This is a genomic window from Poseidonibacter ostreae, from assembly GCF_009208075.1.
GTDB lineage: Bacteria > Campylobacterota > Campylobacteria > Campylobacterales > Arcobacteraceae > Poseidonibacter > Poseidonibacter ostreae.
The window spans coordinates 1-22,051 of record NZ_WFKJ01000049.1 but is presented as its reverse complement, the minus strand read 5'-3'; the positions used below and the strand labels follow the sequence as shown (position 1 = coordinate 22,051).

Sequence of the window (22,051 nt, the reverse complement as noted above, 5' to 3'; positions counted from 1 at the left end):
AAAAGATGAATATTTTAGAAACAATATTAAAAAATGGTTTAGATGAAAATATATTAGGTGCAATTTCTGCTAAAACTGGTATTGATACTAGTTCAATTCAAGATATTGTCTCACAAGTAGCTCCAAAGTTAGTTGATGGTGCAAAGCAAAACTTAGCAAGTACTAATGATTCAGGAAATTTAATAAATATGATTTCAAATACTGATTTAGATTCATTAAAAAACAATCCTGATGCAATTGATAATTCTGATAATTCAAATATGCTAGGCGAATTATTCTCTTCACTAGATACTAATGAAAGTGATGTTGCAAATGAATTAAGTGCTAAAAGTGGTGTTGATGCAACATCTATTTCATCTTTATTACCGATGTTAGCTCCTCTTGTAATGGGTGCTTTAAATCAAAAAACAAATCTAGGTGCAACAGATACATCAAATACAAATGACATTACATCAATGTTAACAAACTTTATAGACCAAGATAATGATGGTTCTGTAGTTGACGATTTAATGGGTATGGCAAAAAAATTCTTTTAAATAAGAATATTTTAAATTATTTTCAAATAAAATATCACAAATAAACTCAAGGAAAAAATATGACAATTAACTTAAGAAAAAGCGAAGCAAAAGAACCATTTTCATTTATTTATGTAAATGCTGAGGGAAAAACAATTGTTAAGAGTGAAAACTACTCTCAAAAACCAAGCGCTAAAAATGGAATTGAATCAGTTAGAAAAAACTGTCAAGATGATGCTAGATATGAATTTAAAGAATCAACTAATGGTAAGTTCTTTTTTAATATTAAAGCTACTAATGGTCAAGTTGTAGGAACAAGTGCTTTATTCGCAACTGAGCAAGAAAGAACTGCAGCTGTTGCTGAACTTAAAGCTGATTCAGCTGATGCAGAAGTTAACGAAGCATAATAAACTTCTTTTAAAATATATATAAAAAGTGAATGCTTATATTTTAGGCATTCACTTTTTTTTTGCTATAATATCCCAAAATTACATGAATAAAATTATAAAAGGTCTATCATGAATAGTACTATTGATTATGAAAAATTAAAACTTTTTTATATTGGAAAAGAAAAAGTTGATGAAGACACTACTGTTCCTCTTGTATATAAGAACAAAGATTTAAGAACACATGCCGCAATTATTGGAATGACAGGAAGTGGAAAAACAGGTCTTGGTATTTCATTACTTGAAGAAGCAGCTATTGATAATATTCCATCAATTATTATTGACCCCAAAGGTGATATGGGAAATTTACTTTTAACATTTCCTAATTTAGAAGCAAATGATTTCAAACCTTGGATTGAAGAGCAAGATGCAATAAATAACGGTCTTACAATAGATGAACAAGCTGCTAATACAGCGAGTCTTTGGGAAAAAGGAATTACAGGAGATTTTCAAAGTAAAGAGCGAATTACAAAACTAAAAAATGCAGCTGATTTTACTATTTATACACCAGGAAGTACAGTAGGTGTTCCTATTTCTATTTTATCTTCTTTTAAAGCTCCAGGAATTGAAGTTTTAGAAGATCATGATTTATTAACTTCACTTATAAATTCAACTGTTTCATCGCTACTTTCACTTGTAGATATTAATAGTGACTCTTCATCAAAAGAGAATATACTTCTTAGTTCTATTTTTATGAATGCATATACAAAAGCTAAAGATTTAACACTAGAAGAACTAATTTCGCTAATAGTAACTCCACCTTTTTCTAAAGTTGGAATTTTTGATTTAGAAACATTTTTTAAACAAGATGATAGATTAAAATTAGCACTAAAATTAAATACAATAATTGCAAACCCATCTTTTAAAAACTGGATTATAGGAGAGGCTTTAGATATTTCAAACCTTTTATATGATGAAAAAGGAAAAGCTAAAGTATCAATATTTTCAATTTCACATTTAGATGATGCTCAACGAATGTTTTTTGTATCACTTTTACTAAATCAAATGCTCTCATGGATGAGAAGACAAGAAGGAACATCATCACTTAAAGCCCTACTTTATATGGATGAAATATTTGGATATTTTCCACCATCGAAAAATCCACCATCAAAACAACCAATGCTTACACTTTTAAAACAAGCACGATCTTTTGGACTTGGAGTTATACTTTCTACTCAAAATCCTGTTGATATTGATTATAAAGGTTTATCAAATATTGGAACTTGGTTTATTGGCCGATTACAAACTAAACAAGATAAAGAGAAAGTTATTGATGGATTAAGTTCAGCTGCTAATGGAAAAGTTGATAAAAAAGAGTTAATGAGTACAATATCAAACCTTGAAAAAAGAACATTTATAATGAAAAATATAAATGAAGACAATATTAAAATATTTAAAACAAGATGGGTTTTATCATACTTGAAAGGTCCTATATCAAAAGATGATATTAAAAAATTAATGAGTGATAAAATAGCTAAATTAAAAGAAAAAATCACTTCTAATAAAACTAATATTCAAAGAGAAACAAGAAAAGAAACAGTACAAAAAAGTAAAGAGTATGTAAAACCTATTATTCCAAATAGTATTGAACAAAAATACTCATACATATCTCAAAGTGATGAATATTCACTACAAGCATATTTATTATGTTCTACTACTATAAGTTTTGTAAATACAAGTAAAGCAATTGATAAAACCCAAGAGTTACAATATAAAATTTACTTAGATGAAAGAATGAACGATATAGATTTTCAAGAGCTTGAAGATATTGAGAATTCATCTTTTGAAACAAGAGCAAGAACAAACTCTATTTTTTATGAGCTACCAAGTTTCTTACAAAATCAAAGAGAAGTAAAACTAATTTCAAAAAACTTTGATAATCATATTTATAGAAATAATAAACTAGTATTATTTAAAAATAGCAAGTTAAAAATAACATCAAAACAAGATGAATCAATAAATGATTTTAGAGCAAGAGTGCAAGATAGATTAAATGAAAACATTGATGAAGCAGTAGAAAAGCTTCAAATTAAATTTGAAAAAGCTAATACTTCACTTGAGAAGAAACTAGATAAATTATATGTTAAACTAGAAAAAGAAAAAAATCAAGCAGCCTCAAAAACAACAAATACTTTAATATCAATAGGAACATCAATACTAGGTGCATTCTTTGGAAATAATGTTCTTTCAAAGACAAATATGGGAAAAGTAGCAAGAGGAGCTAAGGGAGCATCTGATATATTAAAAGAGAGATCAGATGTTAAATTTGTTGAAGAAGATATATTAAATATTAATCAAGAAGCCCAAGAATTAAAAGAAAAGTTAGAAATTCAAATAGAAGAAATAAATGAAGAGTTTTCAATCTCAAACTATGAAATTGAAGAGTTTTCTTTAAATTTAAGAAGAAAAGATATTTATAATACAAAAATAGAAATTTTATGGGAAGAAGTATAATGGCAAAAGATTTAAATGAGTTTTTAGAAGATTTTAAAAGTTTAAGTATGAGTACAATTGATGAAAAAGGAAACCCATTTTCATCTTATGCACCCTTCATTAAAATAGAAGATAAATATTATGTTTACATATCTTTAATGGCAAAGCACACAACAAACTTAAAAAATAAAAATATTTGTAGTCTATTTTTTGTAGAAGATGAAAGTAAATGTTTAAATATTTTTGCTAGAAAAAGAGCAATGGTACAATGTAATTCAAATGTGATAAAGCAAGACACAAAAGAAGAGATAGATTTATTAGAACAATTTAAGATAAAATTTGATGATGGTATGATTACAATGTTAAAAGGCATGAAAGATTTTCATGTCTTTGAATTTACTCCCTTTTATGGAGAAGCAGTTTTTGGTTTTGGTAAAGCCTATAACTTAGGTGGAAAAGATTTTAGCCAATTTGTTGAACGAGAAAATACAGGTACTAAAGGACATGGAAAATGAAAGGTTTAGTTTTTACAGAATTACTTGAATATGTTGAGGATAACTTTGGTTTTGATATGGCAGATAAGATTATTGAAGATGCAAATTTGGCTAACGATGGGGCTTTTACACAAGCAGGAAATTATCCTTTTGAAGAACTAGTAAAACTATTAGCTGCACTTAGTAAAGAATCAAATATTGAAATACCAAAACTTTTAGAGATTTTTGGGGAGCATATGTTTACACGACTAATATCTTTAAATCCACAGTTAAAAAATAATTTTGAATCTTCATTAGATTTAATATCAAAGGTAGACAATATTATTCATCCTGAAGTTGAAAAGCTATATCCAGGTGCTGATTTACCGAAGTTTAATCTAATAAATAGAAGTGAAAATAAAGTAGTAATTGATTACATTTCAAGTAAGCACTTAGAACCATTTGCAATTGGTTTAATGAAAGGCTCTGCAAAAAACTTTAATGAAAAAATAATTATAAGTCAAGAAAAAGTTAATGATATCACAAGATTTACATTGGAACTGGAAAAATAAGAATGACAGAAGAGAGTCCTTGGGAAAAACGTTTTAGAAGAGAAAGAAAAGCAAGGAAAGAAGCTGAAGAACTATTAGAGAAAAAAAGTAGTGAAGTATATAATATAAATAAAAATCTAGAAAAATCAATTTATGAAAGAACACTAGAATTAGAAGAAGCTTTAAAAATTGCAACTACTGCAAAAGAAATCAAGTCTAATTTTCTAGCAAATATGTCCCATGAAATTAGAACACCAATGAATGGAATATTAGGGTTCACAGAATTACTTTTAAAAACAAAATTAGATGAAAAACAAAAGAAATATCTAGATATAGTTGAATCATCAACTAAAACCTTAATGTCAATAATAAATGATATTCTAGACTTCTCTAAGATTGAAAGTGGCAAAACTGTAATTGATTCAGTAAAAGTTGATATTAAAAAAGAACTTAAAAATAACATCTTATTATTTTCAGAAAATGCACAAAAAAAAGAAATAGTTTACACTTTTAATATTGATGAAAAAATTGCTGATTTTTTATATGTAGATATTCATAAATTAAAACAAGTATTATCTAACTTAATTACTAATGCAATTAAATTTACAAATAAAAATAAAAAAATCAATATTAACATAGAGTTAAAAAATAATTCTATTAATAAACAAAAATTGCTATTTTCAGTACAAGATGAGGGATGTGGAATTCCATTTGAAAAACAAGATAAAATTTTTGAAGCCTTTATGCAAGCTGATAATTCTACAACAAGAGAGTTTGGTGGAACAGGACTTGGATTAAATATCTCAAGTACAATTGTAAAGTTATTAGCAGGAGAATTAAAGTTAGAAAGTAAAGAGAATATAGGAAGTACTTTTTACTTCGAACTTGAATTAGAAAAAACACAAAATGACGAACAAGTTACAGAAGAATATTTAGATCTAAAAATAAGTAAAAATAAGACTACTGAAAATTTAAATATTTTAGTTGTTGATGATAATGAAATTAATTCACTTTTAATATCTGAAATTTTGAAAGACTTAAATATCAACTTTGAGCTTGCTCAAAATGGTCAAATAGCTATTGATAAATGTAAAGAAGAGGAATTTGATATTATTTTAATGGATATTAATATGCCTATATTAAATGGTATTGAAGCAACATATATATTAAAGAATGAGTATAAACTAAAAACACCAATTATTGCATTAACTGCAAATTCATTAGAGGGCGATAAAGAGAAGTTTATAAACTATGGAATGGATGATTATTTATCTAAACCTTTTAATGTAGATAAATTTATAGATATATTAAATAAATTTTCTTAAAAAATATTGAGATTTAAGCAATGAAAATATCATATCATAGAAGAAGAAAAATAAAAACTAGAAGAATAGCATTAGATAAACTAATTAAAGATGGTATTGAAGAACCTAAAGAATTAGCTGAACTTTTAAAAGTTACAATACCAACTATAAAAAGAGATATTGAAGAACTAAAAACAATGAGTAAAAGTGATTTAACTTTTAAAACTAAAGAGAGTTCACAACAAATACTAGAAAAGAAAGATACTATTTTAAAAATGCTAGATGATGAAGAGTATTATACTGACAAAGGAGAGATAAATATAGCAAAAATAAGCTCCAAGCTTAAGACAAGTAGAACTACTGTTCTTAGTGTCTTAAATGGAGAATAAAGCTATATTTTTATTTATTTGAATATATTTTTCCATCAGCTGAAATTAAAATAGCCATCGCTTTTGTATTTTCAAATTGAGAAAGAATAATCAAAAGTATCATCATCATAGGAACAGATAAAAACATTCCTACCGTTCCCCACATAGCTCCCCAAATAACAAGAGATAAAATTACTACAAATTGAGAAATATTTAATTTATTTCCCATAAGTCTAGGATAGATTATATTTCCAATTACAAACTGAATAGAAGCAAGAGAAATAAGAACTATTAAAACTTCTGAAAGTTCTGAGAACTGAACAAGTGCAAATAAGGTTGGAATAACTACTGCAATTATACTTCCAATTGTTGGAATAAAGTTTAAAATAAATGCCAAGAATCCCCAAAGAACTGCACCTTGAACTGAAAAGAATTCACATATTAAATAAGTTAAGAAACCTGTACATAAGCTAATTATTGTAGTGATTGAAATATACATTCTAATTGTTTTTGAAACACTTGATAATATATCTTTTGCTTTTGCTCTATTTTCATAATTAGGAAAAAGTGCATTAATTTTTGCATTAAAAAAACGTTGATCTAAAAGTAGAAATAAAACATATAATAAAATTTGCATAATATTACTAACTATTGAACTAAAAGCAGCTATTACTTTATTTATTAAAGAAGCAATACTAAACTGTTCAAATAACTTCTCAAATTTATCTGATAAATCAAATCCTGTTGATAATGAAAGTTTTTCAATTAATGCATAGAACTTATCATCTAATTGTGCAATTGTTGAGCTTAATTCAACCATACTTGAAGCTATGAAACTTCCTATTTGAAGCATTGAAATAACAATAATTATTAAAGAAAGAGGAATAGAAATGAATTCACCTAAATTTGAATTCATAAAAGGAAGCCTTTTTATTTGATTTGCAAGAGCGTTTATTAAAAACCAAATAAGTATTGCTATTGCAATAGGCGTTAAGATTTTACTTAAGCTAGAAAAAGTAAAAACAACTAATGATAAAAATGCAAAAAAATAAAATGCAGCTGCAAAATTGGTATTATATATTTTTGCAGGAGAATTATTTTTCGTTACTATATTTTTTTTTAAGTGGTCCAATATCTACCTTTTTAATTTATTTAATATAATAACTAATAGTTTATTTAAACTTCTTTCTCTGCAGCCTTTTGTGCATCTGTTTTTAACAATTCAGCAATTTTAGCATCAATTACTTCTAAACTTTTTTCTTGTGTTTTTATAGATATATCAGGTAGTTCTCCACCAAAAAGTTTTTGTGCTTGTTCAAAACCATCAACTAAGCCTTTTCTACTTTCTTGTAAAGCTTCAATATTATCTCCTGTCATATTTATTACAAATGAAGTAACTCTTGCTGATGTCTCCTCTATTCCAAAGAATCCACCCTCTGATACTAAGGCTTTTGCTTCACCTTGGCTTAATTCATTTAAAGCCTTACCTTCATAACCAATTGATTCTAAAGACATTCCACTTTCTGTAGTTTTTCCACTAAAAAAGTTTACATACTCATTATTTCCACTAACTAAGTTTGTTAAAATTTGTTGTGCACTTGTATTACCTTGTGTGGCTTCAGTACTTTTAACTTTTAAATAATTCATAATACTATGAGTAGATATTGAAACACTAACAGCAGCATTATGAAGTTTAGTTTCATTTTGAGTTTCAAGTGATTTTGTAGAACTAGATTCTGTGTTAGCAATTGCATCACTAGCTTTTAATATATTCTCATTAAAAGCATTTAAATATTGATTTGTTTGGCTTGGATTTATATCATTCATAATTTATCCTTTTATTATCCAATATTATACTTGTACAATTCTTAATTTTTTCTTAATTTTACAGATAAAAATTATTTATCAACTTTTCTAGTTACTTTTTTATTTTTTAGTAAGAAAATAATCAATTTCATTTCTCATTGTATTATAATAACCTTTTGAGCTAGTGTATAGATAAAATATAGATTGAATCATGAAAAAATAGTATGCATTTGTATATCCTATATAAACGAACACAATATCAGCAACAAAAAAACAAATAAACGCATACCCTCTAACGATATGTTTGTGACTTGATAATAAGAAACTTCCAAGTATTGCAATAAAAGAGGCAATAAAATCTATAATTAATATACTAAAATCAATATTTGTAATATTAGGGAAAACTGTAATTATTAGAATTAGTATATAAATAAAAAGTACTCCAGACATGATATAAATGTCTCTTTTTCTATTATTAGTAAGCTTGTATATTCCAATAATTGCTGTAATAAAGAATAAAACCATTTGAATAATTACAGGAACTTTTCCATTTAATAAAAAAAATGTAAGTAAGGCAAGATTTGAAATAAAGAAACTAATAAATCCAAAATATAAAGGTTTTGTATCTTCTTTGCTACTTAAAGACATCAAATATGCACCAATTATAGAAAAGATTGCACCTATAGCTTCAAGTATTATCATTTATATCTCACTTAATTAAATTTATGCAATTATAATCATTTAATCAAAAATATTTATAAATATAATAACTATTTGACTATAATTTCAAAAATTAATTTGAAAGTTAGACTTGGAAGATTTTACAAATAGAGAAAAATGTTATAAATGTTATAGACCAAAAAGCTCATGTATGTGTGAACATATAATTAAACCCATTGAAACAAATACAAAATTTGTAATTTTAATGCATCCAAAAGAGTTTAAAAAAACAAAAAATGGAACAGGTCACTTAACAAACAACTCTATAAAAAACTGTGAGCTTCATGTTGGAATTGACTTTTCAAACAATCAAAGAATAAATGCACTTTTAGATAATGATGAATATGAACCTTTTGTTTTATATCCAAGTAAGAGTTCAATAAAACTAAATGAAGAAAAAATAGGATTGAAAAAAAATGCTTTAATTTTTATAATAGATTCAACATGGCCTTGCTCAAAAAAAATATTAAGACTTAGTAAAAATTTATCATCTTTAAAAAAAGTAAGTTTTACTCATGATAAATCATCTATTTTTACAATTAAAACTCAACCAAATGAACATTGTTTATCAACAATAGAATCGACACTTTGTGTTTTAGAACAATTAAATAAGCATAATATTGAAGATATAAAACAATCACATCTAGAAGATTTTTTAAATCCTTTTAAAAAAATGATTGATTTTCAAATATCTTGTACAAGTGAAGATAAAAAATATGTAAGATTCAAAAAAAGTTTTTCTTATAAATAAACTTAATTCCTGTAATTATAAGTTAGAATTGCCTTTCTATCAAACTTATTAAAAAGCCAAATTTTTTGTACAAACTTATCAATTAAAACTATTCCTATATTCTCTCCATTTGGAACAAGAAAAAGTTGTGGTAACTCAAGAGAAGATTTTTTAAAATGATAATTAAAACCTAAAAGCTTATTTTCTAAGCTATATTCATTATCAAAATTTCCTTGTTGATCAAAAACAATAAGTCCATTTTTTTTCCAATTTGAAGAAAGAAATGTATTCGTTAAAGTATCATAAGATAATGAGTTTATGTAAAAATCATCAATATATTTCCTAATTGATTTCCAAGATTCAGTCTGTGCATCAAAAATATAAAATTTTCCATCTTTACTTGCAATATAAATCATGTCACTTAAATCATCATAAGCAATACCCTTTGGATTTATTATTTTCTTTAAAACTGGAATAGGTTTTAATATCTCTTTTTTTGTTAATATATTCGTTATTTTTAAACCATTAGTAACTATTTCATATATTTTTGTTTTATCAGGAGAGCTTACCACATTAGTTTTTATTTCTGTAAATTTGTCTTCATTAAATCTAGGTCCATTTAAAGAAAATGGAATAAATTTATTATCTTTTGAAATCAATTCAAATTCAAAATTACTTTTTGTTTTTTTTGCTAATAAATAATTTAAAGATAGTTTAGGATCAGATTGAGTGTTTTTAAGTTCAATTTTATTTTCTAATAATTCTTTACTGTAAAAATAATCAATTTTATTTTTTTGTGTAATTTTTTTAACATAGCCTAATAATTCTATGAATTTTATATTTTCCAAACTTATATCTAAATCTATACTTTTTTTATATTTATAAATTGATCTTTTAGAGACTACACTACTTTTAGTATCGTAAACTACTAGTTTTATATTTGTATTTTCACTTGGGACAATATTCCAAATAGTTTGTTCCTTTGAGTTTAAAATCAAAACAACATCTCTGTTTTCTCTTTCTATCTCAATAGTTATTTCTTTTTTGCCCTTTGAATTATTTTCACTTCTATTTCCATTTATAACAAAAATTTCATTCTGTTTTTCTAAGGAAAACTCAATGATATTATTTTCATTGTTTGTATCTTTTGCAGAATAAGTAATACTATTTTCTGTATTTGATATGTTAATTAATTCATTAATATCTACACTTTTTTCTAAATTCAAATTTACATAATAAAATGAAAACAAAATAAAAACAAACAGTATAATCCATCCAAAAAATAATTTCATAAAGTTCCTACAATTTAATTATTTTCTATTATATCTTTTTAATATTAAAGCTCTATTTATTAATTATCTATTATTTAGTTATTTCTTATTTATGCATTTAATTAGAATATAATTATCTAAAAATCAAGATTCTGTTACCATTTTAATAAGAAAGTTGATTATTTGAGATATTTTCTAAATTTTTATATAATTATTAAAGATATTTTTCTTCTTTTTTGACTATAATATGCAAAAATTATAAATTCGTTTGGAGATAATACCTATGTACAATTCAAAGTTTGTATTATCTGCTTTATTTCTTTCTAGTTCACTCTTTGCAACAACAGATATTAAGCCATCTGAAATCAAGCAAGAAGTCCTAAATGAGAAATATGTAAAAGTAGATAATATAGCCCCTAGTTTAGAAGAAATATTTATTAATGATAGTACACAAACTGTTAAAAAACTACTATCTTACAGAAAAATACCTAACTCTTTTTTATCTAAATCATCAATAAAAAACTATTATAAAAACTTTAATAATCAACTAATTTGGAGTGATAAAAATGGAATAAAAGATATTTCAATTACTTTATTAGAAACAATTAAAAATGATCCCGTATTAAAGCCAAATATAAAAAAAGCATTTAATCTTGAAAAGATTTTAAAAGAGCTTACAAAGTTAGAAAAAACAGATGATAAATATTTAGAAAGCATGACAAAAATAGATTTTATGCTTACTAGTATTTATGATAAATATATGAGATATTTATCAAAAGGATATATCAACTGGAAAGGCTTTAAAAGAGAGCTTAGAAAACTTGATGAAAAAGAAGAAATACTTACAGATTGGGAAAAATTCAATGTTAATAAAAACACTGCAAAACTTTTAAAAGAAGCAATTATTCAAAATGACTTATCATTTGCTTTTAACGAAGTAAATTATACTTATCCAAAAGCAAAAGAGTTAGCTTCTACAATAAACGATTTTGAAAAGTTATCTTTAGAAGGTGGATATATTAAACTTCCAAAGTTTAAAAAGTTAACACTTGGAGATACTTCAGATATTGTAAAAATATTAAGAGAAAGATTACTTCAAAGTAAAGATTTAAAAGAGAACACTTGTGATATTCAAAATGATATTACACCTGATACTATTTCACAAATACAAAGAAAAGAAGATAATTTACAAGTAAATGCTCAAGTTGCAAATGCTGTTAAACCTGATACTTGTGAAGTTTATGATGAAGATTTAAAAGAAGCAGTTATTTCATTTCAAAAGAACCATGGTTTATTAGCTGATGGAATAGTAGGACCTACAACAAGAAAATATTTAAATATCTCTGTTGAAAGTAAAATTGCTAAAATGAGACTTAACTTAGAGAGAATGAGATGGCTTCCAAGATCACTTGGAGAAAAATACTTATTAGTTAATATTCCTGATTACAGATTAAAAATGTATGAGAACAATGAAGTAAAACTTGATATGAAAACAGTTGTAGGAACAAGAAAGAATCCTACTCCAATTTTCTCAAATGAAATGTCTTTTATTGTTTTAAATCCATACTGGAGAATACCTCCTAGAATTGTAAAAAGAGAAATCATTCCAAAGTTAGTTAAAAACCCTAGTTATTTAGATGGTAGAGGTATTAGATTACATGAAAACTGGGACCACAATTCTGCTGAATTCGATTTAAATAGTATTGATTGGAGTTTATATGATGAAAATAGAGTTGCTACAACAAATATAACAACTACTATTGTAAATGGAGAAGAGGTACAAACAGAAGAAGTAGTTGAACCAGAAAAAGGTCCTACTATGAGATTTATTCAAATTCCAAGTGATAAAAACCCATTAGGAAGAATGAAATTTATGTTCCCTAATAAATATGCTGTTTATTTACATGATTCTCCTGCAAAAAGATATTTTAACTATACTAAAAGAGCTTATTCTCATGGATGTGTAAGATTAGCAGAACCAAAGGAATTATTAAAAGCAATTGCATCAAGAGATGATAATTTAGATTTTGATAAAGCTAGTAATATTTTAGAAGATATTGAGAAAACACAAATTGGATTAAAGAAAAAAATACCTGTGCATATGGTATATCTTACATCATGGGTTGATGAAAACAATAACTTACAATTTAGAGATGATATTTATAAATATGATAAAATTCAAAAAAGATTAATGTATAAATCAAATAAATATATGTAAGAAAGTAAAAATAAAAAGAGTTAAACTCTTTTTATTTTATTAGTTGTAAATTATCTTTTATATGATTAATATTTGAAACATATAATATATGCTTAGGATTTAGAACCTTCATAAAGAATCTTACTTCTGCATTTGTAAAACCGTCTAATTCTTTATCTTTAATAGAAACTTCATTCTCTTGAAGCCTAATTCTTTTTAATTTACCATTCTCTTCTTTAGCATAATAAACTAAATCTAATTCAGTTTGATTAACTTTTTCAATAGTTACAATAACTCTATTTGTTTTTACTTTTAGATTAAATTCTGGATATAAAACTAAAAAATCATCTTTTGAAATATAACCAATATAAAGCTTTGTATAGATATCAAAAAATAATCCTATTTTTGCAGATGAAAAAAACTTTAAATCAACCGGAAATTTAGGATGAGATCTTGATTTATTTAAAATCCATTCTAAGGTTGGAAAATATTGAAATTTTTGATATTTAACTCTATATGTTTCAATATATTTTTTATGTTTTTGAGCTTTTAAAGTTGTAATATTCTTTTTAGTCTTTTTTGCAAAAATAATTCGTTTTATTAAATCATCATTATCTAAATCTTTAGTAACCCAAACTGTTGCATAATCAGGAAAGTTTCGTAAACCAACTGACCCTTTTGTTACAATTATTAAAGCTCTGATTGTTAAAGTAGGAAAAATCATTTTTAAAAGTGCATATTTTTTTACTAATCGTTTATTTAAACTTGCAGTTTTTTTTGATGTACTCATTTCCACAAAGTAAACTGAATCTTTAGTAAAGAATAAAGCATCAAACTCACTAATATCTTTATATGCTGACTTATATACTATTTGAGCACTTCTATCTATTAGAAGTCCACTTTTTATAAAAGCATTCTCTTTATCTTGATATGGTCCTTTTAGTATAAACCTAGTAATTAGCTCTTCACTAAAAGCATATTGAAGTAAAAGTTCATAAACAACATTTTCATAAACTTCTCCTCTAAAACTACTGTAAGAGGATATATAAGCAGGATTGTCTTCTGATATATTGTTTCTAAATAATGATTTTAAACTTTTACTATCGTATGGATAATGAAATAGATTATCTTCTAAGTCATGTATATCTAAATTTTTTATTTTTTCTGTAATATTAAATTGTTGCAAAATTATTAAAGTAAATAAATACTTTTTTCCTTTATTTATAAGTGTAACGATTATATCTAAATAAATATTAATCAAGTTTAATTTAGTATATAATATAAGTAAATAATAATTTATATGTGAAGGAAATAATAAATGTCAAAAAATATTCTAATAACAGGCTGTAGTTCAGGCTTAGGACTAGCACTTACAAACTACTATTTAAACAAAGATTATAAAGTTTATGGAATTAGTAGAAATAAGCCAGATATAAATAATAAGAATTTTGTATTTCACTCCTTTGATTTATCGAATATTTCTTTAATTAAAATGCAACTAAATGACTTTATTAGCTCAATTAAAGATATTCATATTGCTTATTTAAATGCAGGAATGCTTGGAGAAATAAAAGAACTAAGTAAGTTAGGTATAGAAGAGATGCAAAGAGTTTATGAGTTAAATGTGTATTCAAATAAAGAGCTTTTAGATATTTTAGCAACAATTAATACTACAAATATTATTGCACTATCTTCAGGAGCTTCAAAAAATGCTTCAAAAGGTTGGGCTTCATACTCTTTATCAAAAGCTGGATTAAATATGCTAGTAAGTCTTTATTCAAAAGAGCTTCTTAATACAAAAGTTATAGCATTAGCACCAGGTGTAATTCAGACACCTATGACTGACTATATTAGACAGGAAATAGACGATGATATCTTTACTTCAGCAAAAGTTTTAAAAGCAGGAATTATTCAAAAGCCAAGTGAAGCTGCAAAAAAAATAGATGAGTTTATAAAAAGAGTTGATGAGTTTGAATCAGGCTCTTTTGTTGATATAAGAGAGATTTAATATCTCTCTTACTTTTCATTAACTATTTATCTTTATAATCTATGAAAAACAATGAGATTATATAATGAAACTTTTAATAAAAACAATACTAATTCTAGCAAGTATCTTTACAATTACACTATTAGCTATTAAATTCAGTGGGATTCTAACTGTTGATGATATTAAAGCAATATTTACAGATTTAAAATCACAACCCTCATATATTTTAGGTGGATTAATAGTATTTTTACTATTTATTGATTTATTTATAGCTGTTCCTACTATGACAATTATTATACTAGCAGGATATTTTATAGGCTTTGAATTAGCCTTATTTTATACAACACTTGGTCTTTTATGTGCTTCTTTAACAGGATATCTTTTATCAAAGAAGTATGGAGAAAAAATTTTAGATAAATTATCTTCAGATGAAGAACAAAAGCAAGAAATGACAAATTTATTTAATAAACATGGTGTTTTAGTATTAATCTTATCAAGAGCCGTTCCTATGCTTCCTGAAATATCATCTTGTTTAGCAGGTACTTGTAATATGTCATTTAAAAGATTTTTACTCGCATGGTTTCTAGGAACAATACCTTATGTTTGTGTTATGAGCTATGCAGGCTCTATTAGTAATTTAGATAATCCAATGCCAGCAATTTATGCCGCACTTGGAATTACTACTATATTTTGGTTTACATGGATGTTATTTATGAAGTTTAATAAAAAAACAAGTACTATTTAAAATATTATATATTTAAATTTCTCATAAAATTACTTGTGATAATTGAGCTTCTTTCTTTGAACTTATTTGCAATATCTTCAGTAAAAATTTTATCAACTGAAGAGAAGAAAAGTCTTAACCAAGTTTCAAAAGCTTCTTTGTGTAAGCCTTGAATTTGCATATGAGGAGCAAAAGGTGAGCCATTATACTCACCTCTTCCATAAGATATTGTATACCAGAAATTTGTAAGAAGAGTAATATGCTTTTGCCAAATATCTGACTTTAAATCATCACCTAATTTTTCTATAAAAAAAGGAGCTAATACTTCATCTTTTAATACTTTAGTGTAAAAAGTTACTACTAATTTGTTTAAATTCTCTTTTGTAATTTCATTATCTAGCATACATATCCTTACTATTTTTGTTTTTTCTTTTCAATAGACTTAATATTTATTAACATTAAAATTGAAATTATAAAGGCAACTACGAAGAAACCTGCAAATACATATAATGTTTGTGAATATGAACCCGTTGAATCTTTAACCATAGAGATAATAAGTGGTCCAACAAGTCCTGCTGCTGCCCATGCTGTTAAGATATAACCATGAATTGCACCTAACTCTTTTGTTCCAAAAATATCTCCAATATATGCTGGAATTGAGGCAAAACCACCACCATAACAAGACATTATAAAGAATAATAAAACTTGGAATACTACAATTTCTGTAACTGTTGGTAATATATAAAATGCAATTGCTTGAGTTGCAAAGAAAATGATATATACAACAGGTCTTGTTAAATAATCAGATAATGAAGCCCAGAAAATTCTACCAGCTCCATTAAATATTCCCATTAACCCAACAGCTGCAGCTGCTGCGATTGTTGAAATTCCTATTACTTCTTGTAATAAAGGAGAAGCAACACCAATAATTGCAATACCACATGTAACATTTATAAATAACATCAACCATAACCCATAAAATCTTGGAGTCTTAACAGCTTCATTTAAACCTAAAAGGGCTAAATCTTCTTTTAACTTTTTCTTACCTTCTTTAATTTTTTTCTTAAATTTTTTAGGTAAATAACCCTCTTCTGGTTTTTCTAAATACAGTGCAGATGCAAACATTACTACAAAATAAAGAGCACCTAAAATAAAGAATGTTCCAGAAATTCCAACAGCCTCAATTAAAACTTTTATAGTTGGACCCCAAATTGCAGAAGCAAAACCAAATCCCATGATTGCAAGACCTGTTGCCATTCCTCTTTTATCTGGAAACCATTTTACTAGTGTTGAAACAGGTGAGATGTAACCAATTCCTAAACCACAACCACCTAATACTCCATAGAAAAAGTATAAAAGCATTTTTGATTCCATCATTATTGCAAGGCCTGAACCCATTGTTCCTAAACCAAATAGTGATGCAGCAATTATTGCAGATACTCTAGGACCATTTTTTTCAACAAATTTTCCCATTAATGCAGCTGATAATCCTAAAAAGAATATTGCAATACTAAAGGCAATTGTAACATCTGTTAAAGTCCAAGACATTTGCTCTTGAATAGGCTTAACATATACACTCCAAGCATAAACAGAACCTATACAAATATGAACACCAACAGCACTTAGAGCCATTAGCCATCTATTTTTTTCAATCAAAATAATTCTCCCCAATTTTTTAAATTAGATGAATTGTATCAAAAACTATTTAGAATTGATTAAAAAGAGTATTTACTTTTAAAGGAACTTGGATTTTTTATAAACTCTTGCACACAAGTTTTACAAATACAAGATTTATTTTTTTCTAAAGATGGGACTAGAAGTTTTAATTCATCTGGTATTTTTGTTTTCATACACCAACAAGAACTTGGCTTTAAAACTTCACAATTATTATCTTTTTTGCAAAAAGGACAAAGTTTAGTTTCAAAAGTCATCTATTCTTCTTTTTTGAAAATCAAGTTTTTCAAAGACTTTTCTTCATTAATTGCAGGAAAAGTTTTTAGATTATCTAATCTTTCTTCAAATATAAAAGTAGGTGCAAACTTTTTAAAAATATTTTTTATAAAATCTGTATCAAGTTCTGGAGCATTAAGTGCAGAAAAAACTATACACTCTTTAGCTGCTAGTTGTTCTAGTTTTTTAATTATCTTTTCATAATCTCTACTAGCTGCAAAACTTCCTTTTTGAAAAGAAGGTGGGTCTATTATGATGATATCATAAGGACCTTGCTTTTTTATTCTATTCCATGATTTTAAAATATTATAAGGCATAAAATGAATATTTGAAGTATTCAAATTATTTAAATGATGATTCGCTCGACCTATTGTTAAAGCAGTTTTTGACATATCTACATTTACAACTTTACTTGCACCTGCTTTGACTGCACTTAGTGAAAAAGCACAAGTATATGAAAATAAATTTAATACATTTTTATCTTTTGCAATTTGGGAAATATACTCATGCCCTATTTTCATATCTGGGAAAAAACCAATATTTTTATTTGTAAAACTTATTTTATATTTTATAGAGTTTTCTATTGCAATATTTTCTTCTTTTAAACTACCAACTAGCACTTCACAAGGAGATTTATCTAAATATCTTCTTTGTAATACTAAAGTTTCATGATTAGTTGAAGCAAAAATATTTTTAATCATTTTTAATAATTCGGCTTCTTTTTCTTTTTCAATCTCTTCAAATAAAACTATAAACAAAATCTTATCAATTGAATCAATTGTTAGAAAATTATAATTTTCATAATAATTACCACGCCCATGAAAAACTCTTTTAAACTCTTCATCTACATCTTCTATATTTTTTACTATTAACTCTTTTAGTTCTTCAATTTTCACTATTTTTCCATTTTATATTGTTCTATTTTTAATATTTCATACTCTAAAATATTTTCATTTATTTTAAACTCAAACTCATCATTTAACTCTTTTCCTAATAAGGCTTTTCCTAAAGGGGATTTATTTGATATTCTATTTTCATTTGGATTTGTCTCATAGGTTCCAACTATTATAAATATTTTCTCTTTATTTTCATTAAAATCAAAAAGTGTGACTTGTGAGCCAAAATTTACTTTTTTATGAGGGATTTTAGAAATATCTATAACTTCACTATTATTTATAATTTTGTTTAAAAACCGCAATCTTTTATCAATATTTCTTATTTCTGCTTTAGCGCTTATATATTCCGCATTTTCACTTCTATCACCATGTTCAGCAGCTATTCTTTTTTCTTTTACCCAATAAGGTTTTTCAATTTCAAGTAGTTTTTTAAACTCTTTTACAATATTTTCAAATCCGAAACTTGTGATTAATTCTTTTGCCATTTGATATTAAAGCACAAAAAGCCTATTACTTCTATTATTTATCTTTTTAAAATATATTGTATAATCACTCTAATTAATTAATAGGACTAAATTTGCCATATATACTAAAAAAATTTGATGTTAAAGATAAAAAGTTAATTGATGATTTTTTAATTGAAGATGCAAAGTTATCTTTAAAACTATCACAAAGTTTATTAGCAAAAGGAAAGGTTTTAGATGATAAAAATAGAAGATTACAAAAAAATCAAACTATAAAATCTGGTTTTATTCAAATTAATATATTTGAAGCTATTACAAAAGGTCTTAAACCGCTTTTTCAAACAGAGCATTTTGCAATATTTGATAAACCCTCAGGATTATTAGTTCATCCTGTATCAATTAACAATGAATATACACTATTAGATGAAATCAAATATCACTTTAAAGATGATGCCTCACTAGTTCATCGAATTGATAAAGAGACTTCAGGATTAATTTTAGTTTCTAAAAATAGATTCTCAGAAATGATTCTAAAAGAAAAATTTGAAAATAGAGAGTTTAAAAAAACTTATAAAGTAATAGTTCAAGGTGAGATTAAAAACGATATAGAAATAAATACTCCAATTACAAATGATACGGGCAGTATAAAAATAAAAATGAAAACAGATAAAAATGGAAAAAAATCTACAACTTTTATAAAACCAATTTCTTATAATGAAAGTAAAAATCAAACTTTAATACAAGCAATTCCAATAACAGGAAGACAACATCAAATAAGAGTGCATTTAGACTCAATAAATCATTCTATTGTTGGTGATCCAATTTATGGATTAGAAGAAGGGATTGCCAATAAAATTTTAGGAAAGAAAGTATCACAAGAAGAAAGAATCACTTTATCCGGAGATAAAAGACTTCTTCTTCATGCTTATTCTTTAGAGTTTGAGTATTTAAATACTCAATATAAATTTTGTTCAAAACAAGATTTTAACTTATAAATCTTTTAAAATCTTTTGGATAAGGAGGCTTTAAAAGGTCTCCTGTTCTTAAAGGTTTATATAGCTCATCATATCTTTTATATTTAGTTTCATCTAATCTATAAAATACATGTTTTCTAGTTAATTTTTCAAAATCATCTAAACCAGAAGATGCTAACAATTCTATAAAACTTTCAATTGTTCCCTCATGATAATTTGCAACTCTTTGTTTTTTATCTTCAACTATTAATGCACTTGATAATCTTTTATTTTGAGTAGCAACTCCTGTTGGACAAGTGTTTTTATGACAATCTAAAGCTTGAATACAACCAAGTGAAAACATCATACCTCTAGCACTTGCACATAAATCTGCCCCTAAAGATAATTTTTTTAGAATATCCATTCCATTTAATATTTTTCCAGAAGCAATAACTTTGATATCTTTTTTCAAATTAAAACCAATTAAAGCATCAATTACAAAAACTAAAGCTTCACGTAAAGGCATTCCAACAGAGTTTGTATATTCCAATGGAGCAGCTCCAGTTCCACCCTCACCACCATCAACTGTAATAAAATCAGGTTTTAACCCTGTTTCATGCATTACTTTACAAAGATTAATAAACTCTTCTTTTCTACCAATACATAGTTTAATGCCAATTGGTTTACCATCTGATAACTCTCGCAATTTTGTAATAAACTCCATCATCTCTTTTGCAGTTGAAAAAGCTGAGTGAGCAGGTGGAGAATCAACTCTAGTATGTGGTTCAACACCTCTTCCTTCTGCAATTTCAGGTGTATTTTTATTTGCAGGTAAAATTCCACCATGTCCTGGTTTTGCACCTTGAGATAGTTTCAATTCTATCATCTTTACATTTTCATTTTTTGATTTTGATTCAAATAAGATTTCATTAAAAGTTCCATCTTGATTTCGACAACCAAAATAACCAGTTCCAACTTGCCATATTAAATCACAATTTGCTTCAAGATGATATTTACTTATACCACCCTCACCTGTATTTAATGCAAAACCACCAATTTTAGCACCGTAGGCCAAAGAACGTACAGCTGCTGAACTAAGTGCTCCAAAACTCATAGCTGATACATTAAAAATACTTGCATTATAAGGTTTTGAACATAAAGACTTTCCAATTAAAACACGTGGGTCATGGTCTAAATCTTTAGCTTTTAAAGCATTTAAAGAGTGTCCTATCCACTCATATCCAGCTTTATAAACATCAACTTTTGTTCCAAAAGGGATAGTACTAATTAATTTTTTAGAACGTCTATATACTAAACTTCTTTGCTGTCTATTAAAAGGAACTCCATCTATATCTGACTCCATAAAATATTGTCTCATAGGTGGTCTTAAATCCTCTAAAACCCATCTTAGACGTCCAACTATAGGAAAGTTTCTCCATAAAGAATGCTTAGTTTGATTTAAATCATAAATTCCTAAAGCAATAAGACCTGAAATAATTATGATTAACCATAGAAACGAAATTTTTATAATTAGCCATATAGCAAGTAATACAGCTAAAGATATTAATATAATCTTTGCATTTTTTTTCATCTTCTCTCTTTTTTATATTTTAGATATTATATTCACAATAAGGTTAAAATGATAATTATTTAGTAAATTTTATCTCTTTAATTTGAATACCGTTACTACAATCATCAGCACAGTTTTTAGGTGCATATAAACAATAACTTAGCAGACCTTTTTTATCAAAACCTAGATATATATTATTTGATAATTTATCTTTTGTTTCTAATATATTTTTACACTCTATATATAAATCATCAATAAGTTTTAATTTAGCACCAGCTTTATGTTTTCCTAAATCTTTTTTTGTCTCTATCCATGTATTTTCTTTTAATTTATTCCAAGAAGTATATTCTCTTTTTGTAAAAATACCATTTTTGACTGTTATTTGTGTTTCATGTCCAAATCCCGACCAACTTACAAAGTTTGTAAAATATGTATATGAGTTATTTGAGTCTTTTTTATGATTAAGCCAAATTTCTTTACTTTTTTCTAATTTCAAAACATCAATATTTGAAGTTTTTTTATTTATAGAACTTTTTGAACATGATGAGAAAAATAAAATAAAACACAATAAATAAATTAATTTCATACTTACACCTTTGATAATATTTAATATTATTTTATCATAAACTTTTATAAACTTCAGAGTACACAAACAGTAAATATATTTTGTTTATAATATAATGAACAAAAGAA

24 protein-coding genes are annotated in these 22,051 nt (G+C 25.8%); 12 read left to right on the top strand and 12 right to left on the bottom strand.

Going from position 1 to position 22,051, the window contains the following annotated elements; translation table 11 throughout:
* The 7 genes from GBG18_RS13005 to GBG18_RS12975 form a co-directional block, all read left to right on the top strand.
* Positions 1 to 536: DUF937 domain-containing protein (locus GBG18_RS13005; RefSeq protein ID WP_152191700.1), on the top strand; the 536-nt coding region annotated here is incomplete at its 5' end.
* Positions 537 to 595: 59 nt separating this feature from the next.
* Positions 596 to 922 (top strand): YegP family protein, encoded by a 327-nt coding sequence (locus GBG18_RS13000; protein ID WP_152191698.1) that lies wholly within the window; start codon positions 596 to 598, stop codon positions 920 to 922.
* A 111-nt stretch (positions 923 to 1,033) separates the two neighbouring features.
* Entirely contained in the window at positions 1,034 to 3,415 is a 2,382-nt protein-coding gene (locus GBG18_RS12995) for an ATP-binding protein (protein ID WP_152191696.1), read from the top strand.
* Complete coding sequence (locus GBG18_RS12990) at positions 3,415 to 3,909, top strand: HugZ family pyridoxamine 5'-phosphate oxidase (RefSeq protein WP_193311151.1); 495 nt, start codon at positions 3,415 to 3,417, stop codon at positions 3,907 to 3,909. The genes GBG18_RS12995 and GBG18_RS12990 overlap by 1 nt, the downstream gene beginning before the upstream one ends.
* Positions 3,906 to 4,439 carry a heme NO-binding domain-containing protein gene (locus GBG18_RS12985; RefSeq protein ID WP_152191692.1) on the top strand — a complete coding sequence of 178 codons (534 nt, stop codon included), beginning with the start codon at positions 3,906 to 3,908 and terminating at the stop codon, positions 4,437 to 4,439. Before GBG18_RS12990 ends, GBG18_RS12985 begins: the two co-directional genes overlap by 4 nt.
* Before the next feature lie 2 nt (positions 4,440 to 4,441).
* Positions 4,442 to 5,743 (top strand): ATP-binding protein, encoded by a 1,302-nt coding sequence (locus tag GBG18_RS12980; protein ID WP_152191691.1) that lies wholly within the window; start codon positions 4,442 to 4,444, stop codon positions 5,741 to 5,743.
* 20 nt (positions 5,744 to 5,763) lie between these two features.
* Positions 5,764 to 6,111: a hypothetical protein gene (locus GBG18_RS12975; RefSeq protein ID WP_152191689.1), complete on the top strand. Its 348-nt coding sequence runs from the start codon at positions 5,764 to 5,766 to the stop codon at positions 6,109 to 6,111.
* Positions 6,112 to 6,121: 10 nt separating this feature from the next.
* On the opposite strand, the gene GBG18_RS12970 is transcribed toward GBG18_RS12975, so the two are convergent.
* The 3 genes from GBG18_RS12970 to GBG18_RS12960 form a co-directional block, all read right to left on the bottom strand.
* The gene (locus tag GBG18_RS12970) at positions 6,122 to 7,222 is read right to left on the bottom strand and encodes an AI-2E family transporter (RefSeq protein WP_226896501.1); all 1,101 of its coding nucleotides are present in this window, start codon (positions 7,220 to 7,222) and stop codon (positions 6,122 to 6,124) included.
* Positions 7,223 to 7,266: 44 nt separating this feature from the next.
* Positions 7,267 to 7,917: a hypothetical protein gene (locus GBG18_RS12965; protein WP_152191687.1), complete on the bottom strand. Its 651-nt coding sequence runs from the start codon at positions 7,915 to 7,917 to the stop codon at positions 7,267 to 7,269.
* A 99-nt stretch (positions 7,918 to 8,016) separates the two neighbouring features.
* On the bottom strand, positions 8,017 to 8,598 hold the full coding sequence (locus tag GBG18_RS12960; protein WP_152191685.1) for a hypothetical protein: 582 nt from the start codon (positions 8,596 to 8,598) through the stop codon (positions 8,017 to 8,019).
* Between the two features lie 109 nt (positions 8,599 to 8,707).
* Between GBG18_RS12960 and GBG18_RS12955 the strand changes: the two genes are divergently transcribed.
* Positions 8,708 to 9,367, top strand: a complete 660-nt coding sequence (locus GBG18_RS12955) for a tRNA-uridine aminocarboxypropyltransferase (RefSeq protein WP_152191683.1) — start codon at positions 8,708 to 8,710, stop codon at positions 9,365 to 9,367.
* A 2-nt stretch (positions 9,368 to 9,369) separates the two neighbouring features.
* Here GBG18_RS12955 and GBG18_RS12950 read toward each other — a convergent pair whose 3' ends face one another.
* Positions 9,370 to 10,638, bottom strand: a complete 1,269-nt coding sequence (locus tag GBG18_RS12950) for a hypothetical protein (protein ID WP_152191681.1) — start codon at positions 10,636 to 10,638, stop codon at positions 9,370 to 9,372.
* A gap of 262 nt (positions 10,639 to 10,900) precedes the next feature.
* Between GBG18_RS12950 and GBG18_RS12945 the strand changes: the two genes are divergently transcribed.
* On the top strand, positions 10,901 to 12,835 hold the full coding sequence (locus tag GBG18_RS12945) for a L,D-transpeptidase family protein (RefSeq protein WP_152191679.1): 1,935 nt from the start codon (positions 10,901 to 10,903) through the stop codon (positions 12,833 to 12,835).
* A gap of 31 nt (positions 12,836 to 12,866) precedes the next feature.
* On the opposite strand, the gene GBG18_RS12940 is transcribed toward GBG18_RS12945, so the two are convergent.
* Positions 12,867 to 14,000 carry a hypothetical protein gene (locus GBG18_RS12940; protein WP_226896492.1) on the bottom strand — a complete coding sequence of 378 codons (1,134 nt, stop codon included), beginning with the start codon at positions 13,998 to 14,000 and terminating at the stop codon, positions 12,867 to 12,869.
* Between the two features lie 132 nt (positions 14,001 to 14,132).
* Here GBG18_RS12940 and GBG18_RS12935 point away from each other — a divergent pair, with 132 nt between their 5' ends.
* Together GBG18_RS12935 and GBG18_RS12930 are read left to right on the top strand one after the other, a co-directional pair.
* Positions 14,133 to 14,822: an SDR family NAD(P)-dependent oxidoreductase gene (locus GBG18_RS12935; RefSeq protein WP_152191677.1), complete on the top strand. Its 690-nt coding sequence runs from the start codon at positions 14,133 to 14,135 to the stop codon at positions 14,820 to 14,822.
* Between the two features lie 64 nt (positions 14,823 to 14,886).
* Positions 14,887 to 15,546, top strand: coding sequence for a TVP38/TMEM64 family protein (locus GBG18_RS12930; RefSeq protein WP_152191675.1), 660 nt, complete (start codon positions 14,887 to 14,889; stop codon positions 15,544 to 15,546).
* A 4-nt stretch (positions 15,547 to 15,550) separates the two neighbouring features.
* On the opposite strand, the gene GBG18_RS12925 is transcribed toward GBG18_RS12930, so the two are convergent.
* From GBG18_RS12925 to GBG18_RS12905, 5 genes are read right to left on the bottom strand one after another with little or no spacing between them, the layout of a single operon-like run.
* Positions 15,551 to 15,928: a group III truncated hemoglobin gene (locus tag GBG18_RS12925; protein ID WP_152191674.1), complete on the bottom strand. Its 378-nt coding sequence runs from the start codon at positions 15,926 to 15,928 to the stop codon at positions 15,551 to 15,553.
* An 11-nt stretch (positions 15,929 to 15,939) separates the two neighbouring features.
* Positions 15,940 to 17,181, bottom strand: coding sequence for an L-lactate MFS transporter (locus GBG18_RS12920; RefSeq protein ID WP_152191673.1), 1,242 nt, complete (start codon positions 17,179 to 17,181; stop codon positions 15,940 to 15,942).
* Between the two features lie 59 nt (positions 17,182 to 17,240).
* A complete protein-coding gene (locus GBG18_RS12915) occupies positions 17,241 to 17,456 on the bottom strand; it encodes a cysteine-rich CWC family protein (protein WP_152191671.1) in 216 nt (71 codons plus the stop codon).
* Complete coding sequence (locus tag GBG18_RS12910; protein ID WP_152191670.1) at positions 17,457 to 18,371, bottom strand: class I SAM-dependent methyltransferase; 915 nt, start codon at positions 18,369 to 18,371, stop codon at positions 17,457 to 17,459.
* Positions 18,371 to 18,856 carry a GreA/GreB family elongation factor gene (locus GBG18_RS12905; RefSeq protein WP_152191669.1) on the bottom strand — a complete coding sequence of 162 codons (486 nt, stop codon included), beginning with the start codon at positions 18,854 to 18,856 and terminating at the stop codon, positions 18,371 to 18,373. Before GBG18_RS12905 ends, GBG18_RS12910 begins: the two co-directional genes overlap by 1 nt.
* A 92-nt stretch (positions 18,857 to 18,948) precedes the next feature.
* On the opposite strand from GBG18_RS12905, the gene GBG18_RS12900 reads away from it, so the two are divergent.
* Positions 18,949 to 19,830 (top strand): RluA family pseudouridine synthase, encoded by an 882-nt coding sequence (locus tag GBG18_RS12900; RefSeq protein WP_152191667.1) that lies wholly within the window; start codon positions 18,949 to 18,951, stop codon positions 19,828 to 19,830.
* Here GBG18_RS12900 and GBG18_RS12895 read toward each other — a convergent pair.
* Complete coding sequence (locus GBG18_RS12895; RefSeq protein WP_152191665.1) at positions 19,820 to 21,379, bottom strand: FMN-binding glutamate synthase family protein; 1,560 nt, start codon at positions 21,377 to 21,379, stop codon at positions 19,820 to 19,822. The two genes, GBG18_RS12900 and GBG18_RS12895, sit on opposite strands and share 11 nt — an antisense overlap.
* A 55-nt stretch (positions 21,380 to 21,434) precedes the next feature.
* Positions 21,435 to 21,944, bottom strand: a complete 510-nt coding sequence (locus tag GBG18_RS12890) for a hypothetical protein (RefSeq protein ID WP_152191663.1) — start codon at positions 21,942 to 21,944, stop codon at positions 21,435 to 21,437.
* Positions 21,945 to 22,051 lie beyond the last annotated feature (107 nt).